Source organism: Bradyrhizobium sp. BRP20 (assembly GCF_020194215.1).
In the GTDB taxonomy this organism is placed as follows: domain Bacteria; phylum Pseudomonadota; class Alphaproteobacteria; order Rhizobiales; family Xanthobacteraceae; genus Bradyrhizobium; species Bradyrhizobium yuanmingense.
The window spans coordinates 1-22,731 of sequence record NZ_JADYVY010000035.1; the positions used below are offsets into that span (position 1 = coordinate 1).

A 22,731-nucleotide genomic window follows, 5' to 3' on the forward strand; every position below is an offset into this window, starting at 1 on the left:
GTGGAGGGGGTGACGGGGTGACTTCCCTTCTCCCCTTGTGGGAGAAGGTGGCATAGGCGGCCTACGGCCGCCGTCTTAAGCATACGCCGACGCGTAGCGTCGGCTACGGCGCCGGATGAGGGGTTGTTGCCGCGCGTGGGACCGTTCGCGAGGATAGAACCCCTCACCCGGCTTCGATGCTTCGCATCGAAGCCACCCTCTCCCACAAGGGGAGAGGGGAAGCGCACTCCGCTACCGCTGCTTTTGCCTTTCGCTGACACTTTTCGTTAAAATTCTCGGGCGCGGCTTAGGGGGATCGCATCAACTCTTTTCCATGATTGGGACAGATCAGCCGCCGCGACCTGCGGAGTTGGAGGAGACGTGCCAATGCATCCGCGAAAGTTCGTCCGTGTGAAGCCCGCGGGCCTGGTGTCACGCCAGGCCAAGATCATCACCGACCCGCGCGCGCCCGTGATCCCGTGCACGCTGATCGACTATTCGCCCGGCGGAGCCTGCGTCGATCTCGGCGGCCAGGTGGCGATCCCCGATCGCTTCGAGCTGCTCCACGTCAACACCAAGAAGCGCTGCCGCATCGCCTGGAAGCGCGGCACGCGCGTGGGCGTGGTGTTTTGAGGGGGCGCTGATAGCCTGCCCTGCTTCGGCATCGGCACTGCGCTCCCTCCCCCGCCTGCGGGGGAGGGTTGGGGAGAGGGTGTCTCTGCGTTGGGGTTGTCGAGAATTGACTGAGGCTCTCCCTGCGCGGCGAGAGATCTCTGCGGGATACCCGCGACGGCTCCGCCGCGGAGAGAGCCCTCTCCCCAACCCTCTCCCGCAAGCGGGAGAGGGAGCTCAGTCCCGACGCTGAAACATCGTTGAAACCATCTGCAGAAATCCCACCCCTTGCGCTGCAAACGGCCAGCGTCTTCGCGCATGACGGCTCCGGCGGGGTCGGCTAGATTGCGGCCACAACAACACCAACGAATTGTCCGGGGAGGACAGGCGTGCACCAGGGACGTGTCGTGTTCGGCGCGATCGAGGAGGTCGTGTTCGGCCATCCTGCGGCCGAAGCCATCGTCGCGCAGATGGACCGGCTCGGAACAAGCCGCGCCTTCCTGATGGTGTCGGGGACGCTGAACCGGCAGACCGATGAGATCACGAAAATCAGGGAGGCGCTCGGCTCCCGCTGCGCCGGCCTGTTCGATGCCATGCCGGCCCATACGCCGCGCGAGGCGGTGATCGCGGCGACACAAGCGGCGCGCGCGGCGGAGGCGGATCTGATCGTCACCATCGGCGGCGGTTCCATCACCGACGGCGCCAAGGCGGTGCAGCTCTGCCTTGCCAACGGCATCGACGATATCGCCGGCATCGACCGCATCCGCGTGCACAAGGGCGCCGCGCCCGAGATGAAGGCCCCAATCGTGCGGCAGGTCAGCGTGCCGACCACGATCGCCGGCGGCGAGTTCTCATCGATCGCCGGCGTCACCGACCGCGCGAGCCACGTGAAGCAGATGCTGCGGCATCCGCTCGCGGTGCCGCGCGCGACCATCCTCGATCCTGCGATCACCGTGCACACGCCGGAATGGCTGTTCCTGTCGACCGGCATCCGCGCCATCGACCATTGCGTCGAGGCGATCTGCTCGCGCGAGACGCATCCTTACGCCGATGCGCAAGCGGTGAAGGGCCTCGCCATGCTCGCCGACGCGCTGCCGCGGGTGAAGGCCGACCCTGGGGATCTCGATGCGCGGATGGACGCGCAGATCGGCACCTGGCTGTCGATGGGCGCGCTCGCCGCCGGCGTGCCCATGGGCGCGAGCCACGGCATCGGCTACGTGCTGGGCGGGGCATACGACGTGCCGCACGGCTACACGTCCTGCGTCATGCTGCCGGCGGTGATGCGCTGGAACGCGCGCGACAATGCCGAGCGGCAGATGATCGTCGCGGCCGCCATGGGCTATCCCGGCCGCGACGCCGCCGACGTGCTCGATGCCTTCATCCGCTCGCTCGGCATGCCGCGCAGCCTCGCCGACGTGCGCATCTCGCCGGAGCATTTCGACGCGATCGCGGAAGCCGCGATGCGCACGAACTGGATTCCGCGCAACCCGCGCAAGATCGAGGGCCCCGCCGATGTGCGCGAGATCCTGCTGCTTGCCGCCTGATCGACATCCGGAGGATCGATGTACACAGGTCACCACGCCCGCCTGCGTCCGCTGCAGCCCGCCTTCATCATGGCGGCGACCGGCGAGGCCGTCACCTATCGCGACTTGGAGGCGCGCAGCAACCGGCTGGCGCACTTGTTCCGCCAGCACGGCTTGAGGCGGCTCGACCATTATTCGATCTTCATGGAGAACAATGCGCGTTATCTCGAAGCCTGCGGCGCGGGCGAGCGCTCCGGGCTCTACTACACCTGCATCAACTCGTTCCTGACGCCGGGCGAGCTCGCCTATCTGCTCGTCAACAGCCAGTCGAAGATTTTGATCACGTCGATGGCCAAGCTCGCCATCGCGCGCGAGGCGATCGAGGCTTGTCCCGACATCAAGCTCTGCATCGTCGCCGACGGCCCGGGCGAGAGCGAGCGCATCGTTGGCCTATCGGAGGCGACCGCCGGCCTGCCGGCAACGCCGATTCCCGACGAGTGGCTCGGCACCGCCATGCTCTATTCCTCCGGCACGACGGGACGACCTAAGGGCATCCTGCGCCCGCTGCCGGAGGAGAAGCCGAAGCACAATCTGCCGCTGTTCGATTTCCTGTTGAGGCTCTGGCACTACCGCGAGGGCATGGTCTACCTGTCGCCGGCGCCGCTCTATCATTCGGCGCCGCAGGCGGCCGTGAACCTCACGATCCGCATGGGCGGCACCGTGATCATCATGGAAAGCTTCGATCCCGAGCGTTACCTGCAGCTGGTCGAGCAATGGGGCATCACCCACACGCAATTGGTGCCGACGATGTTCTCGCGCATGCTGAAATTGCCGGAGGAGGTGCGCGCCCGCTACGATCTGTCCTCGCTGGAGATCGCCATCCACGCCGCCGCGCCCTGTCCGCCGCAGGTCAAGGACGAGATGATCAAATGGTGGGGACCGATCATCCACGAATATTACGGCGCCACCGAAGGCCTCGGCTTCACCGCCTGCAACAGCGAGGAATGGCTGGCGCATCGTGGCACCGTCGGCAAGGTGCTGCTCGGGGACCTGCACATTCTCGACGAGAACATGCGGGAATGCCCGACCGGCACGCCCGGCCAGGTCTGGTTCAAGACGGCAACGCCGTTCGAATATTTCAACGATCCCGAGAAAACCAAGGAGGCGCGCTCTGCCGATGGGAGCATGAGCACGGTCGGCGACGTCGGCTATGTCGATGCCGACCGCTTCCTATACCTGACCGACCGCGCCACCTTCATGATCATCTCCGGCGGGGTGAACATCTATCCGCAGGAATGCGAGAACCTCCTGATCACCCACCCCAAGGTGGCGGACGCCGCGGTGTTCGGCGTACCCAATGCCGATCTCGGCGAGGAGGTGAAGGCGGTGGTGCAGCCGATGCCCGGCGTGGAGCCGGGGCCGGCGCTCGCCGAGGAGCTGATCGCGTTCTGCGCAAAGTCGCTGTCGCGGCAGAAGGTGCCGCGCTCGGTCGATTTCGAAAAGGAATTGCCGCGGCTGCCGACCGGCAAGCTGTACAAGCGGCTGCTGCGGGACCGGTACTGGGGGAACAAGGTCTCGCGGATCGTGTGAGGGTTTCCGCTACGTAAGGTGCGCAAGCAAGCGCCATACACGCAACTGTCTTCCCGGGGCGCGACGAAGTCGCGAGCCCGGGACCCATAACCCCAGGAAGGAGTTGCGGCATGGGCTGGCAACTCCGAGTCTTCGCCAAACTCCTCCCTGTGGCTATGGATCCCGGATCGGCGCGCGCTGAGGGCGCGCTTGTCCGGGATGACAGCGGAGGTTGTTGAGGTGACCTCGCGCAAACTCTCACAGGAATCGCGTCTTCGCACCTGCACTCTCACATGATGAGAGAAGCCCCCGAGATATTCCGTCATCCGAATTGTCGAGATTGCAGCTGGCCTTGCGGGTTGCCTCGCTGCACGCGCCTCGCTATCGTCTGGATAAACAGGCCGCAAAAGGCCGAGGTCCAGGGAGGATGAGCATGCGGAGCGTGTGGGCGCTCGCCGCAATGGCGGCGTTATCTGTGCTGACGGCCTCAACTGCCACGCTCGCCGGCGAGCCCAAGCAGGGCGGCATTTTGCGGATGTATCACCGCGACAGTCCGGCCAACGCCTCGATCCTCGAAGGCGCGACCTATTCGATCAACATTCCCTTCATGGGGGTGTTCAACAATCTCCTCATCTACGATCAGCACATCGCGCAGAACAGCCCCGATACGCTGCGGCCGGACCTCGCCGAAAGCTGGTCCTGGAGCAGCGACAACAAGAAGCTGACGTTCAAGCTGCGCCAGGGCGTGAAATGGCACGACGGCAAGCCGTTCACCTCGGCCGACGTCAAATGCAGCTTCGATCTGTTGATGGGCAAATCGCAGCAGAAGCTGCGGCAGAATCCGCGCAAGGCCTGGTACAGCGAGGTCAACGAGGTCACGACCAACGGCGAATTCGAGGTCACCTTCGACCTGAAGCGGCCGCAGCCCTCGCTGCTGGCGATGCTCGCCTCCGGCTACACGCCGGTCTATCCCTGTCATGTCTCGCCGGCGGACATGCGCACCCATCCGATCGGGACCGGACCGTTCAAGTTCGTCGAGTTCAAGGCCAATGAATCGATCAAGCTGACGCGCAATCCCAATTATTGGAAGAAGGGCCTGCCCTATCTCGACGGCATCGAATACACCATCATCACCAACCGCTCGACCGCGATCCTGGCCTTCGTCGCCGGCAAGTTCGACATGACCTTTCCGACGCACATCACGATCCCGCTTTTGAAGGACATCAAGTCACAGGCGCCGAACGCGACTTGCGTCGTCGAGCCGACCAACGTCTCGACCAACATCATCGTCAATTCGACCTCCGCGCCGTTCGACAACATCGACATCCGCCGCGCGATGGCGCTCGCGCTCGACCGCAAGGCGTTCGTCGACATCCTGTTCGAAGGCCAGGGCGACATCGGCGGCACCATGCTGCCGCCGCCGCAGGGCCTCTGGGGCATGCCGAAGGACAGGCTGGAGACCATTCCGGGCTATGGCCGCGACATCAACGCCAACCGCGAGGAAGCCAAGAAGCTGATGCAGAAGGCGGGCTACGGTCCGGACAAGCGCCTCGCCGTGAAAGTCTCGACGCGTAACATCGCGGAATATCGCGACCCCGCCGTGATCCTGATCGACCAGCTCAAGACCATCTATATCGACGGCGAGCTCGACGTCGTGGAAACCGCGAACTGGTTCCCGAAGGTCGCGCGCAAGGATTACATGCTCGGCCTCAACCTGACCGGCAATGCCGTCGACGATCCCGACCAGTCGTTCTACGAGAACTATGCCTGCGGCTCGGAACGGAACTACACCAATTATTGCAACAAGGAGATCGAGAAGCTGTTCGACGTGCAGTCGCAGGAGACCGACATCGGAAAGCGCAGGCCGCTGGTGTGGGACATCGACAAGAAGCTGCAGGAGGACGTCGCCCGCCCGATCATCTTCCATGCCCGCGCCGGCACCTGCTGGCACCCCCACGTCAAGGGCGTCACGATCATGTCGAACAGCTCCTACAACGGCTTCCGCTACGAGGACGTGTGGCTCGACAAGTGACGCGACGCTAACGGCTGGCGCGGAGGGCGGTGCATGTTTGCCTATCTGGTGCGGCGCCTGTTCCTGATGTTCGTGACCCTGTTCGGGATCTCGATCGTCATCTTCTTCCTGCTGCGCATCGTGCCGGGCAACATCGTCGACATCCTGTTCGCCGCCGCCGGCTATGTCGACCCGGCCGACAAGGCCAATCTGGAGAAGGAGCTCGGCATCGACCGTCCCCTGATCGTGCAATATTGGCACTGGATCAGCGGCTTCATGCGCGGCGATTTCGGCTTCTCCTACGTCTCGGAGAAGCCGGCGCTGCAGGAGATCCTGCCGCGGATTCCGATCACGGCAAAGCTCGCCGGCCTCGCGCTGCTGTTCTCGGCATCGATCGGCATTCCGCTCGGCGTCATCAGCGCGGTGAAGCAGGGCACGAAGCTCGACTACGCGCTTCGCGTCGTCAGCCTCAGCGGGCTGTCGCTGCCCTCGTTCTGGCTCGGCCTTCTGATCCTCACAGCGTCCGTGGCGATGTTCGGGCAGATGCCGATCTTCAATCCCAATCCGAAGACATGGCTCGAGGCGTTCGCGACCTATGCCGTGCCGGCCGCCGCCGTCGGTTTCCGCAGTGCGGCGCTGACCATGCGCATCACGCGCTCCTCGATGCTGGAGGTGCTGCGGCAGGACTACATCCGCACCGCCCGCGCCAAGGGGGCATCCGAAGCGGCGGTGAACTATCACCACGCGCTGAAGAACGCGATCCTGCCCGTGATCACCGTGATCGGCATCGAGGCGGCGTTCCTGATCGGCGGCCTGATCGTCACTGAGACCGTGTTCAACATCCCCGGCGTCGCGCGCTTCCTGGTGGAGGCGATCCGCTGGCGCGACTATCCGATCGTGCAGAACCTCGTGATGTTCATCGCGGTCGTGGTGGTGTTCGCCAATTTCACCGTCGACATGCTCTACGCGGTGTTCGACCCGCGGATCAGGTACACGGATTAGGAGAGCAGCTTGGCCGCGATCGACTTCGACGTTGAGCTGAGGCGGGCCGGGGCGCATGCGACCGGGGGCTGGCGGCGCGTGCTGTTCATGGCGCAGCGGCACGTGCTGGGCGCGGCCGGGCTCGTCATCATGACATTGTTCGTGCTGACGGCGATCTTCGCCGATGTCATCGCGCGCTATGATCCGCTGACCGTCGATTCCGCCCGCGCGCTGGCGCGGCCGAGCTGGGCGCACTGGATGGGCACCGATTCCTTCGGCCGCGACGTGTTCAGCCGCATCATCCACGGCGCGCGGATTTCGCTCGCGGTCGGCATCGGCTCGACCGTGCTCGGCGGCACCATCGGTGTGATCGTCGGCCTCACCTCGGGCTATCTCTCCGGCTGGTTCGATCTGGTGTTCCAGCGCGTCTCCGACGTGCTGCAGGCGCTGCCGCTGCTGGTGCTGGCGCTAGTGATGACAGCCGCGCTCGGGCCCTCGCTGCCGAACGTGATCATCGCCATCGCCATTCCGCTGATCCCGACGGTGGCGCGCGTCATCCGAGCCAACACGCTGGCGCTGCGCGAACAGCCGTTCGTGGAGGCCGCCAAGTCGATCGGCATGAGCGAGATGCGGATTGCGCTGCGCCATGTGCTGCCGAACACGCTGGCGCCGCTGATCGTGCTGGCGACGGCGCAGCTCGGCTCGACCATCCTGACCGAAGCCTCGCTGTCTTTCCTCGGCCTCGGCATTCCCGAACCCTATCCGTCGTGGGGACGCATGCTGTCCGAATCCGCCGCCGAATATGTCCGCACCGCGCCCTGGCTCGTGATCTTCCCGGGCGTCGCGATCAGCCTCGCCGTGTTCGGCGCCAACCTCTTCGGCGACGCCCTGCGTGACATCCTGGATCCGAGGCAGCGCGGCTGATGGCGGACAAGACCGATCTCGTGCTCGACGTGAAGAACCTGAAGACGGTGTTCTTCACCAATTCCGGCCTGTTCAAGGCGGTCGACGACCTCTCCTTCAGCGTGAGGCGCGGCGAGACGCTGGCGATCGTCGGCGAGTCCGGTTGCGGCAAGAGCGTGACCGCGCTGTCGCTGATGCGCCTCGTGCCCGATCCGCCCGGCCGCATCGTCGGCGGCTCCGTCTCGCTCGAAGGCACCGACCTGCTGGCGCTGGATGAGGCGCAGATGCGCGCGGTCAGGGGCAATCGCATCTCCATGATCTTCCAGGAGCCGATGACCTCGCTCAATCCGGTGATGCGGATCGGCGACCAGATCGTCGAGGCGGTGCGGCTGCATCGGCATATCTCGGCGAAAGAGGCGCAAGGCATCGCGGTCGAGATGCTGCGGCTGGTGCGCATCCCCGAGCCGGCGCGGCGGGCGCGCGAATATCCGCATCAGCTCTCCGGCGGCATGCGCCAGCGCGCGATGATCGCGATGGCGCTGGCGTGCCGGCCAGCGCTCTTGATCGCGGACGAGCCGACCACCGCGCTCGACGTCACCATCCAGGCGCAGATCCTGGCGCTGATCCTCGACCTGCAGAAGGAGCTCGGCACCGGGCTCGTGCTGATCACGCACGATCTCGGGGTGGTCGCGCAGACCGCGCAACGCGTGATCGTGATGTATGCGGGGCGAAAGGTCGAGGAGGCCAGCGTCGAGGCGCTGTTCGCCGCGCCGAAGCATCCCTATACGCGCGGGCTGATGGCCTCGATCCCGGCCGTGCCGGCCTCCGGCGCCGCCGCGCAGGCGCGGCTGAACGAAATCCCCGGCACGGTGCCGTCGCTGGTGCGGCTGCCGCAAGGCTGCGCCTTCGCGCCGCGGTGCAAGCTCGCCATCAAGCGTTGCGAGGCCGAGTATCCGCCGCTGGCCGATTGGGGCGGCGGACATCTCGCCGCATGCTGGCGCGCGGAAGAAGTCGCGGAGGTGGCATGACCGAGGCGCTGCTCGAAGTCACCGACCTCAAGAAGCACTACCCTGTGCGCGCCGGCGTGTTGCGCCGGCAGGTTGGCACCGTGCACGCGGTCGATGGCGTCTCGTTCGCGCTCGGCACCGGCGAGACGCTCGGCCTCGTCGGCGAATCCGGCTGCGGCAAGTCCACGGTGGCGCGCAGCGTGCTGCGGCTGGTCGAGCCGACCTCGGGCAAGATCCGCCTCGACGGCGAGGACATCACGCATCTGTCGAAAACCGCGATGCGGCCGCATCGCCGCTCGATGCAGATCGTGTTCCAGGATCCGTTCGCCTCGCTCAATCCGCGCATGACCGCCGGCGACATCGTTGGCGAGCCGATCGCCGTGCACGGACTTGCCACAGGCAAGGAGCTGGAAGCCCGGGTCGCAACACTGTTCGAGCAGGTGGGATTGCGGCCTGACCAGATGCGCAATTTCCCGCATCAATTCTCCGGCGGTCAGCGCCAGCGCATCTGCATTGCCCGCGCGCTGGCGCTGGGGCCACGCCTGATCGTCTGCGACGAGCCGGTCTCCGCGCTCGACGTCTCGATCCAGGCGCAGGTGATCAACCTTCTGATCGACCTGCAGCGGCAGCACGGCTTCTCCTATCTCTTCATCGCGCACGACCTTGCCGTGGTCGCCCATATCAGCCACCGCGTCGCCGTGATGTATCTCGGCCGCATCGTCGAGATCGCCGACAAGGACGAGCTGTTCCGCAATCCCCGGCATCCCTACACGCAGGCCCTGCTCGCCTCGGTGCCGGTCGCCAACCCGCTGGCGAAGAAGCTCGCGCCGCTGGTCGACGGCGACGTGCCGAGCCCGGTCAATCCGCCGTCGGGCTGCGCATTTCACACACGCTGCCGGTTTGCGATGGAGCGGTGCAAGACGCAGCGGCCGGCGCTGGTGGATGCCGGAGACGGGCATCAGGTGGCGTGTCTGCTCAATGACGGGACGGGGCGAGGCCGCTAAGGCGGACTCATAGAAGAAATGTCAGCTCCTGAGGGAGGAGCGGAAATCTTCTGCTCGGCAGAGCGTTACCGCTTTTGACCCAAAGCGGACCTCAAGGGGCTATATGGGATCATCCTCACATGGAAATGACCAGTAAGGGCGGCTCTCGAGATTTGCGGGCCCAAGCCGATGCACCTCGCCCGCCAAGCAGGCGTGACAGGGACGGCGGCACATCCAAAGGATCCGGACAAGAACCTTGAAGTAGCGCAAAAATTTTTGCAGGTCCTCTTGACTAGAAATCCGCGTATTCCTAGGTCGTTTGCCGCCCGGGGGCCGGTTCCGGACCCGGATTTTGGACATCGCTGAACCTACCCAAGGAGGATGTGCATGCATTTCCGCCCGTTGCACGACCGTGTGCTCGTGCGCCGCATCGTTGCCGAGGAGAAGACCGCCGGCGGCATCATCATTCCCGACACCGCCAAGGAGAAGCCGCAGCAGGGCGAGGTCATCGCCGTGGGGCCGGGCGGGCGAAACGAGCAGGGCCAGCTCGTGCCGCTCGACGTCAAGGTCGGCGACCGGGTGCTGTTCGGCAAGTGGTCGGGCACCGAGGTCAAGATCGACGGCGAGGAGCTGTTGATCATGAAGGAAAGCGATCTTCTCGGCGTGGCCGAGCAGGCCGGCACGCTGAAGAAGGCGGCGTAACGCTGACAGTCATCGAACGGAAAGGAGTTTAACAACATGGCTGCCAAGGACGTGAAGTTCGCGACCGAGGCCCGCGAGCGCATGCTGCGGGGCGTCGACACACTGGCGAATGCGGTGAAGGTCACGCTCGGTCCAAAGGGACGCAACGTCGTTATCGAGAAATCGTTCGGCGCTCCCCGCATTACCAAGGACGGCGTCACCGTCGCCAAGGAGATCGAGCTGGAGGACAAGTTCGAGAACATGGGCGCCCAGATGGTGCGCGAGGTCGCCTCCAAGACCAGTGATCTCGCCGGAGACGGCACCACCACGGCGACGGTGCTGGCGCAGGCCATCGTCAAGGAGGGCGCCAAGGCCGTCGCGGCCGGCATGAATCCGATGGACCTCAAGCGCGGCGTCGACCTTGCCGTGGACGCGATCGTCGCCGACCTCAAGTCGCACGCCAAGAAGATCACCTCCAACGACGAGATCGTCCAGGTCGGCACCATCTCCGCCAACGGCGACACCGAGATCGGCCGCTTCCTGGCGGATGCGATGCAGAAGGTCGGCAATGAGGGCGTGATCACGGTCGAGGAGGCCAAGAGCCTGCACACCGAGCTCGAAGTGGTCGAGGGCATGCAGTTCGACCGCGGCTACATCTCGCCCTATTTCGTCACCAACGCCGAGAAGATGAAGGCCGAGCTCGAGGATCCCTATGTGCTGATCCACGAGAAGAAGCTGTCGGGCCTGCAGGCCGTGTTGCCGCTGCTGGAGCAGGTCGTGCAATCCGGCAAGCCGCTCCTGATCATCGCGGAGGAGGTCGAGGGTGAGGCGCTGGCGACGCTGGTCGTCAACCGCCTGCGCGGCGGCCTGAAGGTTGCCGCGGTCAAGGCGCCGGGCTTCGGCGACCGCCGCAAGGCGATGCTGGAGGATATCGCGATCCTCACCGGCGGCACCGTGATCTCCGAAGATCTCGGCATCAAACTCGAGAACGTCACCGTGAAGATGCTGGGCCGTGCCAAGAAAGTGGTGATCGAGAAGGAGAACACGACGATCGTCGACGGCGCCGGCGCCAAGAAGGACATTGAGGCGCGCAGCCAGCAGATCAGGGCGCAGATCGAGGAAACCACCTCGGACTACGACCGCGAGAAGCTGCAGGAGCGCCTCGCCAAGCTCGCCGGCGGCGTCGCGGTGATCCGGGTCGGCGGCGCGACCGAGGTCGAGGTCAAGGAGCGCAAGGATCGCGTCGACGACGCTCTGCATGCGACCCGGGCCGCGGTCGAGGAAGGCATCCTGCCGGGCGGCGGCGTGGCACTGCTGCGCGCGCTCAAGGCGCTCGACGGGGTCAAGACCGCCAATCCCGACCAGAAGGCGGGCGTGGACATCGTGCGCCGCGCCATCCAGGTCCCGGCGCGGCAGATCGTGCAGAATGCGGGTGAGGACGGCTCCGTCGTCGTCGGCAAGCTGCTCGAGAACCAGACCTACACCTGGGGCTTCAATGCCGCGACTGGCGAGTACCAGGATCTGGTGCAGGCCGGCGTGATCGATCCTGCCAAGGTCGTCCGCACCGCCTTGCAGGATGCGGCCTCGGTGGCCTCGCTGCTCATCACGACCGAAGCGCTGGTGGCCGAGAAGCCGAAGAAGACGGAAGCGCCGAGCGCTCCCGCGATGGACTTCTAAGGACGGGCGAGCCCGGCCGAACGGCCGGGCTCGTTTGCCATGGATCTGTGACTGTGTTCTCGAACGAAAGGAGGATGAAATGATCAAGGATCGTGCTTTCTCCGCTCGCGGGGAAACCACTCGGAAAACGTTGCGGCGGCTCGCCGCCTTGGCCGTTGGGGCTGGCCTCTCGCTGGTGCCTATTGCGGCCTTTGGCGCCGAAAGCCCCGGCCCTGCCGCCAAGACGGCGGACAGTTTCGAGCGGCTCGCCTTGCCGCCGATCCCGTACCTGGACACGATGCCGTGGTCGAGCTGGGATCGGGGCAGCCCGACCATGAAGGTGGACACATTGCTGCCGGTCCTCGGGCCATCCGGGATCCGGCTCGACCTCACGCCGCCTGATCGGGACAAGCCGGAGCCCGCCACGAGCTGAAATGGGGGAGCGGCCGGCGAGGCCGCTCCTCATCGTTCAGCCACTCATCGCTCACGCGAAAGGAGGATCATCAGATGAGAGGCATTGTCCTCGCCGTCGCTGTGTTGGGCATGGCCAATGGGCTTCAGGCCAAGGAGGCCGACACGCCTCGCGCCGAGATGCGGAGCTCGGCCGAGCCCGCCCGGCAGCTTGCGACCAGTTCCGTCGGAGCGTCTCGGAGCAATCCTGAGAAGTCCGGCCAGACCGAGCGCAGGAGCCGGGAGTTTTCACCCGAACGTCTCGTCCCCGATATCTGCAGAGGATGCTGATCGGCCTTGGCCGATCAGCATTCTTCTTCGCTCGCCTAACGCGACGTCGCAAGGCGCGCCTCATCGAGGCGCGCGAACATCTTCGCCTTGATCCGCTGCAACGCGCGCTGCTCGATCTGTCGGACGCGCTCGCGCGAGATGCCGAACTTGCCGGCGAGCGCATCCAGCGTCTGCTGCGGCTCGCCGAGATATCGCGCCTCGACGATGCTGCGCTCCCGCGGTGTCAGCGCAGCGAGTGCATCGGCGAGGGCAGCCTTGGTGCGTTCACGGTCGGCCGCGTCCAGCAGCAGACTCTCCGGATCGGGAGAGGGATCCACCAGCCGGTCCTGCCATTGGTCGCCTTCCGTCTCGACGCTGATCGGCGCGTTGAGTGAGATGTCGCCGCGCAGCCGGCCGTTCATCTCGGCGACGTCGGCTTCCCTGACGTCGAGATGCCTCGCGATAGATGTCAGCTGATCCGTCCGGAGCTCGCCATCCTCCGCAACGCCAAGCTTGTTCTTCAGCTTGCGCAGGTTGAAGAACAGCTTCTTCTGCGCAGCAGTGGTGCCCAGCTTGACGAGCGACCATGATCGCAGGATGTATTCCTGAACCGAGGCCTTGATCCACCAGGAGGCATAGGTCGCGAGCCGGAAGCCTTTCTCGGGGTCGAACCGCTTGACGGCCAGCATCAGCCCGACATTGGCCTCCGAGATGAGGTCGGCGATGGCGAGGCCATAGCGGCGATATTGCAGCGCGATCTTCGCCGCGAGCCGCAAATGGCTCGTCACCAGCCGATAGGCGGCGTCACGATCGCCGCTATCGCGCAATCGCCTCGCATAGTCGGCTTCCTCCGATGCCTCGAGCAGCGGAAAACGATGGATCTCCTTGAGATAGCGGGATAGCCCGCTTTCCCCGTGAAGGGCAGGAAGGGAGGCAACCAACATCGCGCCCTCCCTCACGAGCACCGTTCGCCCCGATCAGGGGCGCCTTGCCGATCCAAGCGATAATCTGAGTGAAGCGCCGAGAGCGGCGCGGTCCGAGCGCAGTCAGGTTTCATGGCCAAATCCTCGTTAGAGCAAGATGGTTGGACCACCGCGAACCTGATCCGCTGAGCCCGATCATGGCACCCAGACGCCTCAGGCCGGTGGGCGCCACTAGAATTTGGAAATGGCCGGAATGTTCCAGCGTGAACGGTCGTGACGGAAATTGCGATTGCCGTATGCCTTTGCCGCTGCAGACAGGCTCTTGAAACGCGGAGCCTTCATTCCAATCTGGTCCACGCAGGCGCCGATGAGGCTGCACGCATGCTTGGTTCGTGGGATGGATGACTATCGTGATCTCGTGAGCGCAGCTCTTGCGCTGTTCTGCGCCGGCTTGATGTTGGTGGCCGGCCATCTCCTGATCGAATGGCACGCCAGAAGCACCGATCCCGGCATCGGGATCGAGGCGCCGAAGCGCGAGGGCGCGCCCGCGCCGCTCATCTCGAACGGTTCGCCTCCGGACAGGCGGATGATCGAGCTTCCCGCCGAGATCAGGCGCAAGCGCGCCGCGTGAGTGGCCCTAGATCGCCCGCAGCCCTTCCTTGGGCATCTCCCGGATCAGCACATCGATGTCGCTCTGCTCCAGCGTTTCCTTCTCGAGCAGCTTATTTGCGGCGCGGTCCAGGATCGGCCGCCGCGTGGTCAGGATGCCCTGGGTGCGCTGGAACACCTGGTCGACGATGGTTTTCACCTCGTGGTCGACCGCGGCCGCGGTCTCCTCGGCATAGTCGCGCTCGCGCGTCGGATAGGGGCGGTCAGGGCCGGCCAGGAAGTTGCCGGGATCGCGCTCATAGGCGACGCTGCCGAGACGCTCCGACATGCCGTAGCGCGTCACCATGCTGCGGGCGATATCGGTGACGCGGCGCAGGTCGTCCGCCGCACCGGTCGACAAGTGCCCGAACACGATAAGCTCCGCGGCGCGGCCGCCGAGTAGCACCGCCATCTTGTTCTCCAGCTCCTCCTTGGTCATCAGGAAACGGTCCTCGATCGGCCGCTGGATGGTGTAGCCGAGCGCGCCGACGCCGCGCGGGATGATCGAGACCTTGTGCACGGGATCGGTCCCCGGCAGTGAGAGTGCGACGAGGGCGTGCCCCATCTCGTGATAGGCGACGATCTCGCGTTCCCTGGGGTTGAGCAGGCGGTTGCGCTTTTCCAGGCCTGCGATCATGCGCTCGACCGCATTGTTGAAATCGCTCATGGTCACCGCATCGGCGCCGCGGCGCGTCGCCAGCAGCGCGGCCTCGTTGACGAGATTGGCGAGGTCCGCTCCCGTGAAACCAGGGGTGAGCGCGGCAACGGCGTCTGCATCGACATTGTCGGCGAGGCGCACCTTCTTCATGTGCACATTGAGGATCTCGATGCGGCCCCTCTTGTCGGGCCGGTCGACCAGCACCTGCCGGTCGAAGCGGCCGGCGCGGAGCAGGGCAGGGTCGAGGATCTCGGGCCGGTTGGTGGCGGCGAGGATGACGAGCCCGGAGCGCGAATCGAAGCCGTCGAGCTCGACGAGCAGCTGGTTGAGCGTCTGCTCCTTCTCGTCATGGCCGCCGGCGAACGGGCCGATGCCGCGGGCGCGGCCCAGTGCGTCGAGCTCGTCGATGAAGATGATGGCCGGCGCCTTTTCGCGCGCCTGCTGGAACAGGTCCCGCACCCGCGCCGCGCCGACGCCGACGAACATCTCGACGAACTCCGAGCCGGAGATCGAGAAGAACGGCACCCTGGCCTCGCCGGCCACGGCCTTGGCGAGCAAGGTCTTGCCTGTACCCGGCGGGCCCACCAGCAGCACGCCCTTCGGCATGCGGCCGCCGAGCCGGCCATAGTCGGTCGGGTTCTTCAGGAAATCGACAACCTCGCGCAGTTCGTCCTTGGCCTCGTCCACGCCGGCGACGTCGGCAAAGGTGACGCCGGTGTTGGATTCGACGTAGACCTTGGCCTTGCTCTTGCCGATCGCCATCAGCCCGCCGCCGATCCCGCCGCCCTCGGCCATGCGGCGGCCGATGTACCACCAGACGCCGAAGAACAGCAGAACCGGCATGACCCAGGACAACAGGTCCCGCAGAAACGTGCTCTCGATCTGCCCGGTGAAGCGGACGCTGTATTTCTCCAGCTCCTGCGCGACATCCTGGTCGACACGCGTGGTGACGAATTGCTTCTGCCCGCCGGGCAGCGGCTCCTTCAGCGTGCCCTGCAAGGTGCGGTCGGAGATGCCGACCGCCTCGACTTTCCCCTGGCGCAGCAATTGCTGATATTCGCTGTAGGGGATCACCGCGATCTGGTTCGCCGCCGAGATCAGATACTGAATCAGGAAGACCGCGAAAATTGCGGCGATGGCGTATCCGATATTGAAACGGGCATTCTTGTTCATGCGAAGACCAGATCCGATCGTGTTACGCGGGCCGGGCTAACGTCGAGGCGCATTTGGCGCGCTCGCTCGGGCCCGGTGCGCCTCCGGACCTGCATGTTCACGACAGAACTTCTCCTGCTGCCATCGGTTCCAGTCATCCCAAACGCGGGCTCGGCAGCGCCGGACGCAGGCGATCGAGATGCCGGGCAGCGATAAGGCCCGGTTGCAGGCCGGGCCTTTGCATCAGTTCACCAGGGATACCAGTAAGGATATGCCGCCGGATAATACCGGACGGTCCGGTAATAGCGGGGGCCATAATAGTATCGCGGCGGACCATAGACCGGCGCATAATAGACCGGAGGTGCGGCCGCGGCGGCCAGCGCTCCGGTGAACAGGCCGAGCGCGATGGCCGGACCGATGCCTGGACCGCCCCAATGATGATGATGGCCCCGCCAATGGGCCGAGGCCGGCGCAACGGTTCCGATGAGGAGCGTTGCTGCCGCGGCGATTGCAAGAGCAAGCTTTCTCATGTGACTTCCCTCGACTTATGCCCGCGCAAGCGGGCTTCTCAATCCTTCGCATGAGTTTCGTTTTGCCGGACACAGCCGGCAGCATCTGAACTTAGGATGGGCGGCGACGACTTCAAGCCTCTAACCGACAATTGGCCAAGTGGAGAGAACAGTCAGATCGTGTCAATCGAAGAAGGGCTTCGAATGTCCCTGCTGGCGCGTGTCAATAGTGACTAAGTCCGTAAATTCAGCCTTTGGTCCATCTGCGAAGTTGCGCTGCGTCTCACAGAGGTCTGCTTATCGCGGCAGAGCGGTCCAGATTTGCTCAACCTGAGTTCTTCGCATTTTGACCCTTCAGCGACCTCCGGAGCCGTCCGCTTTCCCGCCGCTGTTAAGGTTGGGACCGCAGGCGGTCAGCTGCTTAATGAGCACACAGCCTAGGACAGCACCGGCGCGGCGGGTCCGCCTCTCCGTTGCCATTATGCCGCGGGCCGCGATGGAAACCGGCTCGGCGATTACGCGGTTGATTTCGCATCGAGACCTCCAATGGAGGGTGCCATGCAGAATTGGGAAGGGAATTGGACGAACGCAAAGTTTTGTGATGTTGCGAACCTGATCCTCGGCGCGGTACTGTTCGTTTCGCCCTGGATATTCGGTTTCGATGCGGGGACGGTCTCTCAGAACGCCGTTATCACCGGTATCGCCATCGCGATCCTTGCGGTCGCGGCGCTGGCGGCGTTCGCGGTGTGGGAGGAATGGCTGAACCTCGTCGTCGGCTTGTGGGCACTGGTATCGCCCTGGGTATTGGGCTTCCAGGGAACCACCGCGATGACCGTGCATGTGATCATCGGCGCGGCGGTCGCAATCTTGGCAGCGATCGAGCTCTGGATTATGTCCCGCAACCCGCCGCGGCTGACCACCGGTAGCTGAGAAGCTGGATCGTTTGGCTCGTGGCATAGCTTCGCCGTCATCGGAAAAACCTGTCCAGCCGACGCGGACGAAATTCGGTGCGGACCTGGGGCCGGCAGCTACTCAGCGCAGTCGGCCTTGGGTCAGCCGTAAGTGCCGCAGCTCGAGCTAGCCTTGCTGGACGGCTTACTCCCGGCGCCAAATTCCGAAAGTGCCGATGGAAAGGCCTTGCTCCGGGGCTAGGTTCATCGGGCATTCCGTTTGCGTCGGATTCCCAAATTTGAATGCCACGGGGCATGATTTTTGGGACCAAGCTGCGTTTGCCATCCAACGGCAGACATCTCGGTCCCAGCTCGTTTTTCGATCCGGAAAAACCTCCAGGCTGGGGCCGATGTGGTCTACTCCGGGCGTAAGCCGCCCCATCAGTACCAGCCCATCTTGAAACAGAGACCAAGCCAACCAGCGAGCGCGACTAGAGCGGCAATGTTGATGTACTTCTGAGCGTCCTGCATCATTGCACCGCAATCAAAGGCGCCCCGCAATTCGGAGCAACGGTGATTTGCCACTACCCGTTCCGCCTCTCTGCCCTTGACCAGATCAACAAGGTTCCGGTTTCTGGCGCTCGGTTCATCGCGGGAGCTCGGGGTTTCTCCACCTTATGTGCTTTGGCGTGTTCTTCTCGACCTGCGGGACCATGCGGGCGGGATCGGGACCGCCCGGAACGCCCCTGGGGCCGAGCAGCTCACGCGTAATGTCATCCTCGGTTCTTTCCGGCTCGACGCCGTTGATGGGCCGCTGTCGCACGGGAGCGACCTCCTGATGCCCACGGCACGCTCAGGTCACCTCAGGCTTGAAGGTCTGCGGCTGCTGCTCTGGCGGCGGCATTTTAAAAGGAATGGGGAACGGCGTGCGCGCGAGGCTTACCAGCGCCTCCCGTTCCTCGGAGAGACGGCTTTCGATGTACTCGCGCTCCAGATCGGAAAGGCGGGTCTTGAGCAGCCGGTGGTAGCGGTGAATGCTATTGCGGTGGGTGCGCAACCGGGCGAGCTTTTCTTCCAGTGTCATCATCGTCGTCCTCGACGGTTACAAGCAATCCTTTCCAAAAGAGGTCGGAGGAGCCCTCCGGCGTGAGACTTAGAGAGGCTTGATCTTGTTTCAAGATGGATCAGAAGATTGGACCAATTGCCTCAAACTCAAGCCAGCGTTCTGTACGCTCCGTGCTCCCCAGCGCGGGGCCGGATCATGGCAACCGAAAATCCGCCATGTGCTCTTGCATCGTCCCGTTGATGTCCGCTTGTGGCCCTCAGCCGACCATTGGGACCTCGCCCTCCGAGCACCGCTTCTGACCCATAGCAGAAGTCTGAGCCTGCACTCCAATCCCTCAACCACCCGGCTCGAAACTCATTCTTGCGGTTGCACGTGCCTGACGCCGGAACGTGAGCATCGTCAGGGTCCCTGATCTCCTTAAACAATGGCATGGTCAGCAATCCCAGCGAATGTGTAGCAGTAATGCTGTCGCAAATTGGCTTGCCATCTTGCAATTCTAGGAGCGGGAACAAATGCTTCTCGCTTCGTGGAGCTGGGGGAGACAGAAGTCTGCGGCGGTTCGCGGATGCAACACTTTTGACCTTGGCCACTTTCAATGAGCTCGCCTGAACGGCTACGATGCCGTCACCAGAGAGCTTAGGAGCGCACATGAGACGGCGGGAGTTCATCACGCTTCTTGTCGGCGCGGCACCTCTGTGGCCGCTGACGGCGAGCGCGCAACGTTCAGCGGTAGCTGTTATCGGTGTGTTGTCCGTGGGTTCCCCTGACATTGCGAGTCCCTATGACGCAGCATTCGAAAGAGGTCTCGCGGAGAGGGGTTTCGTAGTTGGCAAAAACGTTACGATAGAACGTAGGTGGGCACGAGGAAACCACAGTAGGCTTCCGGAGCTCGCTCAGGAGCTCTTGCATTTCAATCCAGCGCTGATCATCGGAGGGGGCAATGTGGTTGCGCTCGCCGCAAGGAAAGTAACTTCAACCATTCCGATCGTATTCGTAATCGCGTCAGACCCCGTGAAGCTCGGACTGGCAAAGAGCTTCGCTCACCCCGGGGGCAACGCCACGGGCATATCTATGATGACAGCGAGGCTTGTCCTAAAGCGCCTCGAACTGATCCAGGAGCTGCTCCAGCAAAAGGCTACCGTCGGATTTTTGGTGAACCCTGACAATCAAGACTTGCTTCAGGAAATTGACGAAGTTGCCCGTTCGACCGGGCGGACCTTGAAAGTAGCCAAGGCGCGCAACCAGGATGAATTAGAGCCAGCTTTCAGGCAGCTTGTTAATGCCCAAGTCGGGGCGGTCCTCGTCAGCAACGATGCGATATTTTTCAACCTGCGTGCGCAACTTGTCGCATTGGCCGATCGTCATTCGCTTCCGGCGTCCTATGAATTCCGCGAATTTCCGGCGGCCGGTGGCCTGATGAGCTACGGGCCGAGCCTTGTCGCAAATTTTGAAAAAGCCGGCATCTACGCCGCACGAATCTTGGGAGGTGCTCGGCCGGAGGATTTGCCCATTCAGCAGCCCACGGAGTTCAGTTTGGTTCTCAACTCAGCAACCGCGCGCTCCTTAGGCATCGAAATCCCGCCATCACTGCTCGCCCGTGCGGACGAGGTGATCGAATAAGGCTCTACGCCCGATGTCGGCCCGTAGCGACCTTGCCGCGCGACCGCGACCGTCTGCATTCGACCCATTGCGGACTCATTACCCTATCCTCGGTCCTGATTGCGTCCCATAATGCTCCGCTATTTGGAGGCTAGTCATGAGGCGACGCGATTTCATGTCGACCCTCGGCGGATTGGCTGCAATTTGGCCAGTTGCCGCGCGCCTGGCAAAAGGAACGTGTCCGTCGAATTGTTTATCTAAGTGCTCCGAGCCGGGAGTTGGTACAACGCGCGCTCGATGCTTTTCTGCGAAAGCTCCGAGAGCATAGTTGGGTTGAAGGCGAGAACTTCATCACTCGCTCTGACCTAATTCAGCGAGGTTCTTGCTGTGACGTTATTTTCGACTTATTCAACCCAAACGGCCCATCTCAATCCCGCATACCTCCGTCGATCACACGGTCCCATGGCAAAATGCTAATGTAGTCATCCCCAGGCGTGGTCCTTGGAGGGTACATGCAGCGGCGGGAGTTCATTGCACTGATCGGGGCCATCGGTGCCGTTTGGCCGCGCAGCTTGATCGCGCAGCCCGCCCATCAGCTCATGAAGAAGATGCCTCGCATCGGTTTCCTGGCGTCAGTTCCGCACCAACGAATCGAAGCCTTCGATCGCGGACTCCGCGAGATGGGATATGTGGAGGGCGCGAACATCATCATCGAGCGCCGGTTCTGGAAGAATGACCGCGAACAACTGGCGAGATTTGCCGCCGAGCTGGTGGCTCTCGAAGTCGAGGTGATTGTGGCGTCCAGCACGCCCGAGGCAATTGCCGCCAGGGCAGTCACCGGCACGATCCCCATCGTGACTGCCACCGCAGACGCGGTCGGTGTCGGCCTTGCGGCAAGTCTTGCGCGGCCGGGTGGAAACGTGACGGGACTGACCGGGGTCGCAAGCAGCGGCAAGAATTTCGGGCTTCTGTTGGAGTTACTGCCACGGGCGTCGCGGTTCGCGGTGCTCCTCGACCCCGACAACCAATATCATGCACGGCTGATGGCCGACTTCCAGAAAACCGCCGCGGACCGGCAGGTCGAGATACTTCCGGTGATCAAACGCTCGGTGGAGGACATAGGCCCTGCTTTCCAGACCATAGCTTCGAAGGATATTCAGGGCCTGCTCGTGCTTGTGGACCCCATCGGGTTCGCCAACCGGCGCAAGATCATCGAGCTCGCCGCGCAAAACCGCATTCCGGCGGTGTATCACTGGCGTGAAGAAGCGGTCGAAGGTGGCCTTCTCTCGTATGGCCCTGACATCATTGACCTCAATCGCCGCTCCGCCGGTTATGTTGCAAAACTGCTGCGGGGCGCGAAAGCGGCCGAACTCCCGATCCAGCAGCCGGAACGCTTCCGATTGGTGATCAATCTTAAGACTGCTCGCGCTCTCGGTCTGAATATTCCAACCGCGCTACTCGCGACGGCTGACGAGGTGATTGAATGATGCTGCGCTGCATGAATCCGCATGTGGCCCTTCAGCTACATTGGAAGATTGCTGCTTCTCCGCTGGTGTTGGGGCTTAAGCGGACATCAGTCGACGGCCAGCCGCTTAATGCGTACACGGCCTAGATCCCAGTGCCCGGATCACCGGCCAGGCCGCGAGCGCGGCGGCGAGATGTTTGAGCGTATGGCCCGAGACCATGTGGCCGGTCGCTTCGAACACGGTCACGTCGCCGAGTTCGAACAGCTTGGCCAGCACATAGAAGACGATCACGCCGCCGAGCGGCACGCCAAGCGCGCCGGGTCGCGGGCGTGTCAACGCAAGGCCCACGGCCAGCGCCATGCCGCCGAACTGCACCACCACCCAAGGCGTGAGATTCTCGCGGGCCACCCAGGCAGCGAGCAGGCCAGCAACCATCGCCAGCACCAGCACCGTTTCGCCTGCGCGCGCGCTGATGCGTTCGCTGGCCGCGATGCCCAGAAAGCCTGCGAACGCGACCGCCATGCCGAGACGATCGGCGATGAGCCGTTGCGGCACGTCGGGGTCGAGATGATAGAAGCCCGAGCCGAGGCAAGTGAGGATCAGCCCGACGAAGAACCAGCTTGCACCCACCGGCGCATCATTTCGGGCGCGCAGCCGCTCCGAGCCCCACACGCCCATCGCGAGGAAGGCGAGATTGCTCAGCACGTCGCCGGCGTTGGGCACGCCGAGCCAGGTGCGGCTGTCGATGAAATGCGGGATGTGCCAAGCGGCGGCGGGTATCGCGGGCGCCAGAAGCGCGGTGAGCGTCAGGACGAGGAGCGCACCGATAAGATATTTCTCGCCGGTTTGAAGGGGGGCGTACGAGAGTCGGCGAACGACTGGCGGGACCAGTGCATTGGCCGGTTGAGCTTGGTCGCGCGCGCGCAGCATGAACATCTCTAGATATTGAACATTGTTCAATATTGGTAGCTCGAAAATGAACTATGTTCAATGTGAAATGCTGTGGGATTTGCGTAACAAGCAAGATATTGAAATCGCTTTAGTTTCGGAGCGTGAGCGGCCGCCACAGCCGTAGGACCTCCTAGCCTTGGTCAAGAGGTTTCATGCCTTAATGCAACAGAGTAGCGCAGTGCTCACCGCTGTCCAGGACGCTTCGCGCCGGCTACGCCGGTGCCGATGGCATCCTGGACAGCGG

The 22,731-nt window shown here is 63.7% G+C and carries 20 protein-coding genes; 15 read left to right on the top strand and 5 right to left on the bottom strand.

Features of this window, described 5'->3' with window-relative positions:
• Positions 1 to 366: 366 nt before the first annotated feature.
• The 11 genes from I6F33_RS36635 (at position 367) to I6F33_RS36685 (ending at position 12,338) form a co-directional block, all read left to right on the top strand.
• Positions 367 to 612 carry a PilZ domain-containing protein gene (locus tag I6F33_RS36635; protein ID WP_036020176.1) on the top strand — a complete coding sequence of 82 codons (246 nt, stop codon included), beginning with the start codon at positions 367 to 369 and terminating at the stop codon, positions 610 to 612.
• A 368-nt stretch (positions 613 to 980) separates the two neighbouring features.
• On the top strand, positions 981 to 2,135 hold the full coding sequence (locus tag I6F33_RS36640) for an iron-containing alcohol dehydrogenase (RefSeq protein WP_225145703.1): 1,155 nt from the start codon (positions 981 to 983) through the stop codon (positions 2,133 to 2,135).
• Positions 2,136 to 2,153: 18 nt separating this feature from the next.
• Positions 2,154 to 3,704 (top strand): AMP-binding protein, encoded by a 1,551-nt coding sequence (locus I6F33_RS36645; protein ID WP_225145704.1) that lies wholly within the window; start codon positions 2,154 to 2,156, stop codon positions 3,702 to 3,704.
• 412 nt (positions 3,705 to 4,116) lie between these two features.
• A complete protein-coding gene (locus I6F33_RS36650; RefSeq protein WP_109145577.1) occupies positions 4,117 to 5,715 on the top strand; it encodes an ABC transporter substrate-binding protein in 1,599 nt (532 codons plus the stop codon).
• Positions 5,716 to 5,748: 33 nt separating this feature from the next.
• On the top strand, positions 5,749 to 6,696 hold the full coding sequence (locus tag I6F33_RS36655; RefSeq protein WP_036002026.1) for an ABC transporter permease: 948 nt from the start codon (positions 5,749 to 5,751) through the stop codon (positions 6,694 to 6,696).
• A 9-nt stretch (positions 6,697 to 6,705) separates the two neighbouring features.
• Complete coding sequence (locus I6F33_RS36660; RefSeq protein WP_036020171.1) at positions 6,706 to 7,599, top strand: ABC transporter permease; 894 nt, start codon at positions 6,706 to 6,708, stop codon at positions 7,597 to 7,599.
• Positions 7,599 to 8,606, top strand: a complete 1,008-nt coding sequence (locus tag I6F33_RS36665) for an ABC transporter ATP-binding protein (protein WP_036002031.1) — start codon at positions 7,599 to 7,601, stop codon at positions 8,604 to 8,606. Before I6F33_RS36660 ends, I6F33_RS36665 begins: the two co-directional genes overlap by 1 nt.
• Positions 8,603 to 9,589, top strand: a complete 987-nt coding sequence (locus I6F33_RS36670; protein ID WP_225145705.1) for an ABC transporter ATP-binding protein — start codon at positions 8,603 to 8,605, stop codon at positions 9,587 to 9,589. Before I6F33_RS36665 ends, I6F33_RS36670 begins: the two co-directional genes overlap by 4 nt.
• Before the next feature lie 366 nt (positions 9,590 to 9,955).
• Positions 9,956 to 10,270 carry a co-chaperone GroES gene (gene groES, locus I6F33_RS36675; RefSeq protein ID WP_225145706.1) on the top strand — a complete coding sequence of 105 codons (315 nt, stop codon included), beginning with the start codon at positions 9,956 to 9,958 and terminating at the stop codon, positions 10,268 to 10,270.
• Positions 10,271 to 10,306: 36 nt separating this feature from the next.
• Positions 10,307 to 11,926: a chaperonin GroEL gene (gene groL, locus I6F33_RS36680; RefSeq protein WP_225145707.1), complete on the top strand. Its 1,620-nt coding sequence runs from the start codon at positions 10,307 to 10,309 to the stop codon at positions 11,924 to 11,926.
• 79 nt (positions 11,927 to 12,005) lie between these two features.
• Positions 12,006 to 12,338: a hypothetical protein gene (locus tag I6F33_RS36685; RefSeq protein WP_225145708.1), complete on the top strand. Its 333-nt coding sequence runs from the start codon at positions 12,006 to 12,008 to the stop codon at positions 12,336 to 12,338.
• A gap of 343 nt (positions 12,339 to 12,681) precedes the next feature.
• On the opposite strand, the gene rpoH is transcribed toward I6F33_RS36685, so the two are convergent.
• On the bottom strand, positions 12,682 to 13,569 hold the full coding sequence (gene rpoH / locus I6F33_RS36690; RefSeq protein WP_225114819.1) for an RNA polymerase sigma factor RpoH: 888 nt from the start codon (positions 13,567 to 13,569) through the stop codon (positions 12,682 to 12,684).
• Between the two features lie 376 nt (positions 13,570 to 13,945).
• On the opposite strand from rpoH, the gene I6F33_RS36695 reads away from it, so the two are divergent.
• Complete coding sequence (locus I6F33_RS36695) at positions 13,946 to 14,179, top strand: hypothetical protein (protein WP_128262508.1); 234 nt, start codon at positions 13,946 to 13,948, stop codon at positions 14,177 to 14,179.
• A gap of 6 nt (positions 14,180 to 14,185) precedes the next feature.
• On the opposite strand, the gene ftsH is transcribed toward I6F33_RS36695, so the two are convergent.
• Positions 14,186 to 16,027: an ATP-dependent zinc metalloprotease FtsH gene (gene ftsH / locus I6F33_RS36700; protein ID WP_225145709.1), complete on the bottom strand. Its 1,842-nt coding sequence runs from the start codon at positions 16,025 to 16,027 to the stop codon at positions 14,186 to 14,188.
• 227 nt (positions 16,028 to 16,254) lie between these two features.
• Positions 16,255 to 16,536 (bottom strand): hypothetical protein, encoded by a 282-nt coding sequence (locus I6F33_RS36705; RefSeq protein WP_036002069.1) that lies wholly within the window; start codon positions 16,534 to 16,536, stop codon positions 16,255 to 16,257.
• A gap of 537 nt (positions 16,537 to 17,073) precedes the next feature.
• Between I6F33_RS36705 and I6F33_RS36710 the strand changes: the two genes are divergently transcribed.
• On the top strand, positions 17,074 to 17,445 hold the full coding sequence (locus tag I6F33_RS36710; protein ID WP_225145710.1) for an SPW repeat protein: 372 nt from the start codon (positions 17,074 to 17,076) through the stop codon (positions 17,443 to 17,445).
• Positions 17,446 to 18,258: 813 nt separating this feature from the next.
• Here the strand turns inward: I6F33_RS36710 and I6F33_RS36715 are convergent.
• Positions 18,259 to 18,492 carry a hypothetical protein gene (locus I6F33_RS36715; RefSeq protein ID WP_346657232.1) on the bottom strand — a complete coding sequence of 78 codons (234 nt, stop codon included), beginning with the start codon at positions 18,490 to 18,492 and terminating at the stop codon, positions 18,259 to 18,261.
• Between the two features lie 627 nt (positions 18,493 to 19,119).
• Here I6F33_RS36715 and I6F33_RS36720 point away from each other — a divergent pair.
• On the top strand, positions 19,120 to 20,091 hold the full coding sequence (locus I6F33_RS36720) for an ABC transporter substrate-binding protein (RefSeq protein WP_225145711.1): 972 nt from the start codon (positions 19,120 to 19,122) through the stop codon (positions 20,089 to 20,091).
• A 491-nt stretch (positions 20,092 to 20,582) separates the two neighbouring features.
• Entirely contained in the window at positions 20,583 to 21,557 is a 975-nt protein-coding gene (locus I6F33_RS36725; RefSeq protein ID WP_225145712.1) for an ABC transporter substrate-binding protein, read from the top strand.
• A 105-nt stretch (positions 21,558 to 21,662) separates the two neighbouring features.
• Here the strand turns inward: I6F33_RS36725 and I6F33_RS36730 are convergent, their stop codons facing one another.
• Entirely contained in the window at positions 21,663 to 22,466 is an 804-nt protein-coding gene (locus tag I6F33_RS36730; RefSeq protein WP_225145713.1) for a hypothetical protein, read from the bottom strand.
• Positions 22,467 to 22,731: the final 265 nt, after the last annotated feature.

Coding starts and splice junctions, on each gene's coding strand:
- I6F33_RS36635 (WP_036020176.1), top strand. CDS start 367: ATGCATCCGCGAAAGTTCGTCCGTGTGAAGCCCGCGGGCCTGGTGTCA.
- I6F33_RS36645 (WP_225145704.1), top strand. CDS start 2,154: ATGTACACAGGTCACCACGCCCGCCTGCGTCCGCTGCAGCCCGCCTTC.
- I6F33_RS36650 (WP_109145577.1), top strand. CDS start 4,117: ATGCGGAGCGTGTGGGCGCTCGCCGCAATGGCGGCGTTATCTGTGCTG.
- I6F33_RS36655 (WP_036002026.1), top strand. CDS start 5,749: ATGTTTGCCTATCTGGTGCGGCGCCTGTTCCTGATGTTCGTGACCCTG.
- I6F33_RS36665 (WP_036002031.1), top strand. CDS start 7,599: ATGGCGGACAAGACCGATCTCGTGCTCGACGTGAAGAACCTGAAGACG.
- I6F33_RS36670 (WP_225145705.1), top strand. CDS start 8,603: ATGACCGAGGCGCTGCTCGAAGTCACCGACCTCAAGAAGCACTACCCT.
- groES (WP_225145706.1), top strand. CDS start 9,956: ATGCATTTCCGCCCGTTGCACGACCGTGTGCTCGTGCGCCGCATCGTT.
- groL (WP_225145707.1), top strand. CDS start 10,307: ATGGCTGCCAAGGACGTGAAGTTCGCGACCGAGGCCCGCGAGCGCATG.
- I6F33_RS36685 (WP_225145708.1), top strand. CDS start 12,006: ATGATCAAGGATCGTGCTTTCTCCGCTCGCGGGGAAACCACTCGGAAA.
- rpoH (WP_225114819.1), bottom strand. CDS start 13,569: ATGTTGGTTGCCTCCCTTCCTGCCCTTCACGGGGAAAGCGGGCTATCC.
- I6F33_RS36695 (WP_128262508.1), top strand. CDS start 13,946: ATGGATGACTATCGTGATCTCGTGAGCGCAGCTCTTGCGCTGTTCTGC.
- ftsH (WP_225145709.1), bottom strand. CDS start 16,027: ATGAACAAGAATGCCCGTTTCAATATCGGATACGCCATCGCCGCAATT.
- I6F33_RS36705 (WP_036002069.1), bottom strand. CDS start 16,536: ATGAGAAAGCTTGCTCTTGCAATCGCCGCGGCAGCAACGCTCCTCATC.
- I6F33_RS36710 (WP_225145710.1), top strand. CDS start 17,074: ATGCAGAATTGGGAAGGGAATTGGACGAACGCAAAGTTTTGTGATGTT.
- I6F33_RS36715 (WP_346657232.1), bottom strand. CDS start 18,492: ATGATGACACTGGAAGAAAAGCTCGCCCGGTTGCGCACCCACCGCAAT.
- I6F33_RS36720 (WP_225145711.1), top strand. CDS start 19,120: ATGAGACGGCGGGAGTTCATCACGCTTCTTGTCGGCGCGGCACCTCTG.
- I6F33_RS36725 (WP_225145712.1), top strand. CDS start 20,583: ATGCAGCGGCGGGAGTTCATTGCACTGATCGGGGCCATCGGTGCCGTT.
- I6F33_RS36730 (WP_225145713.1), bottom strand. CDS start 22,466: ATGCTGCGCGCGCGCGACCAAGCTCAACCGGCCAATGCACTGGTCCCG.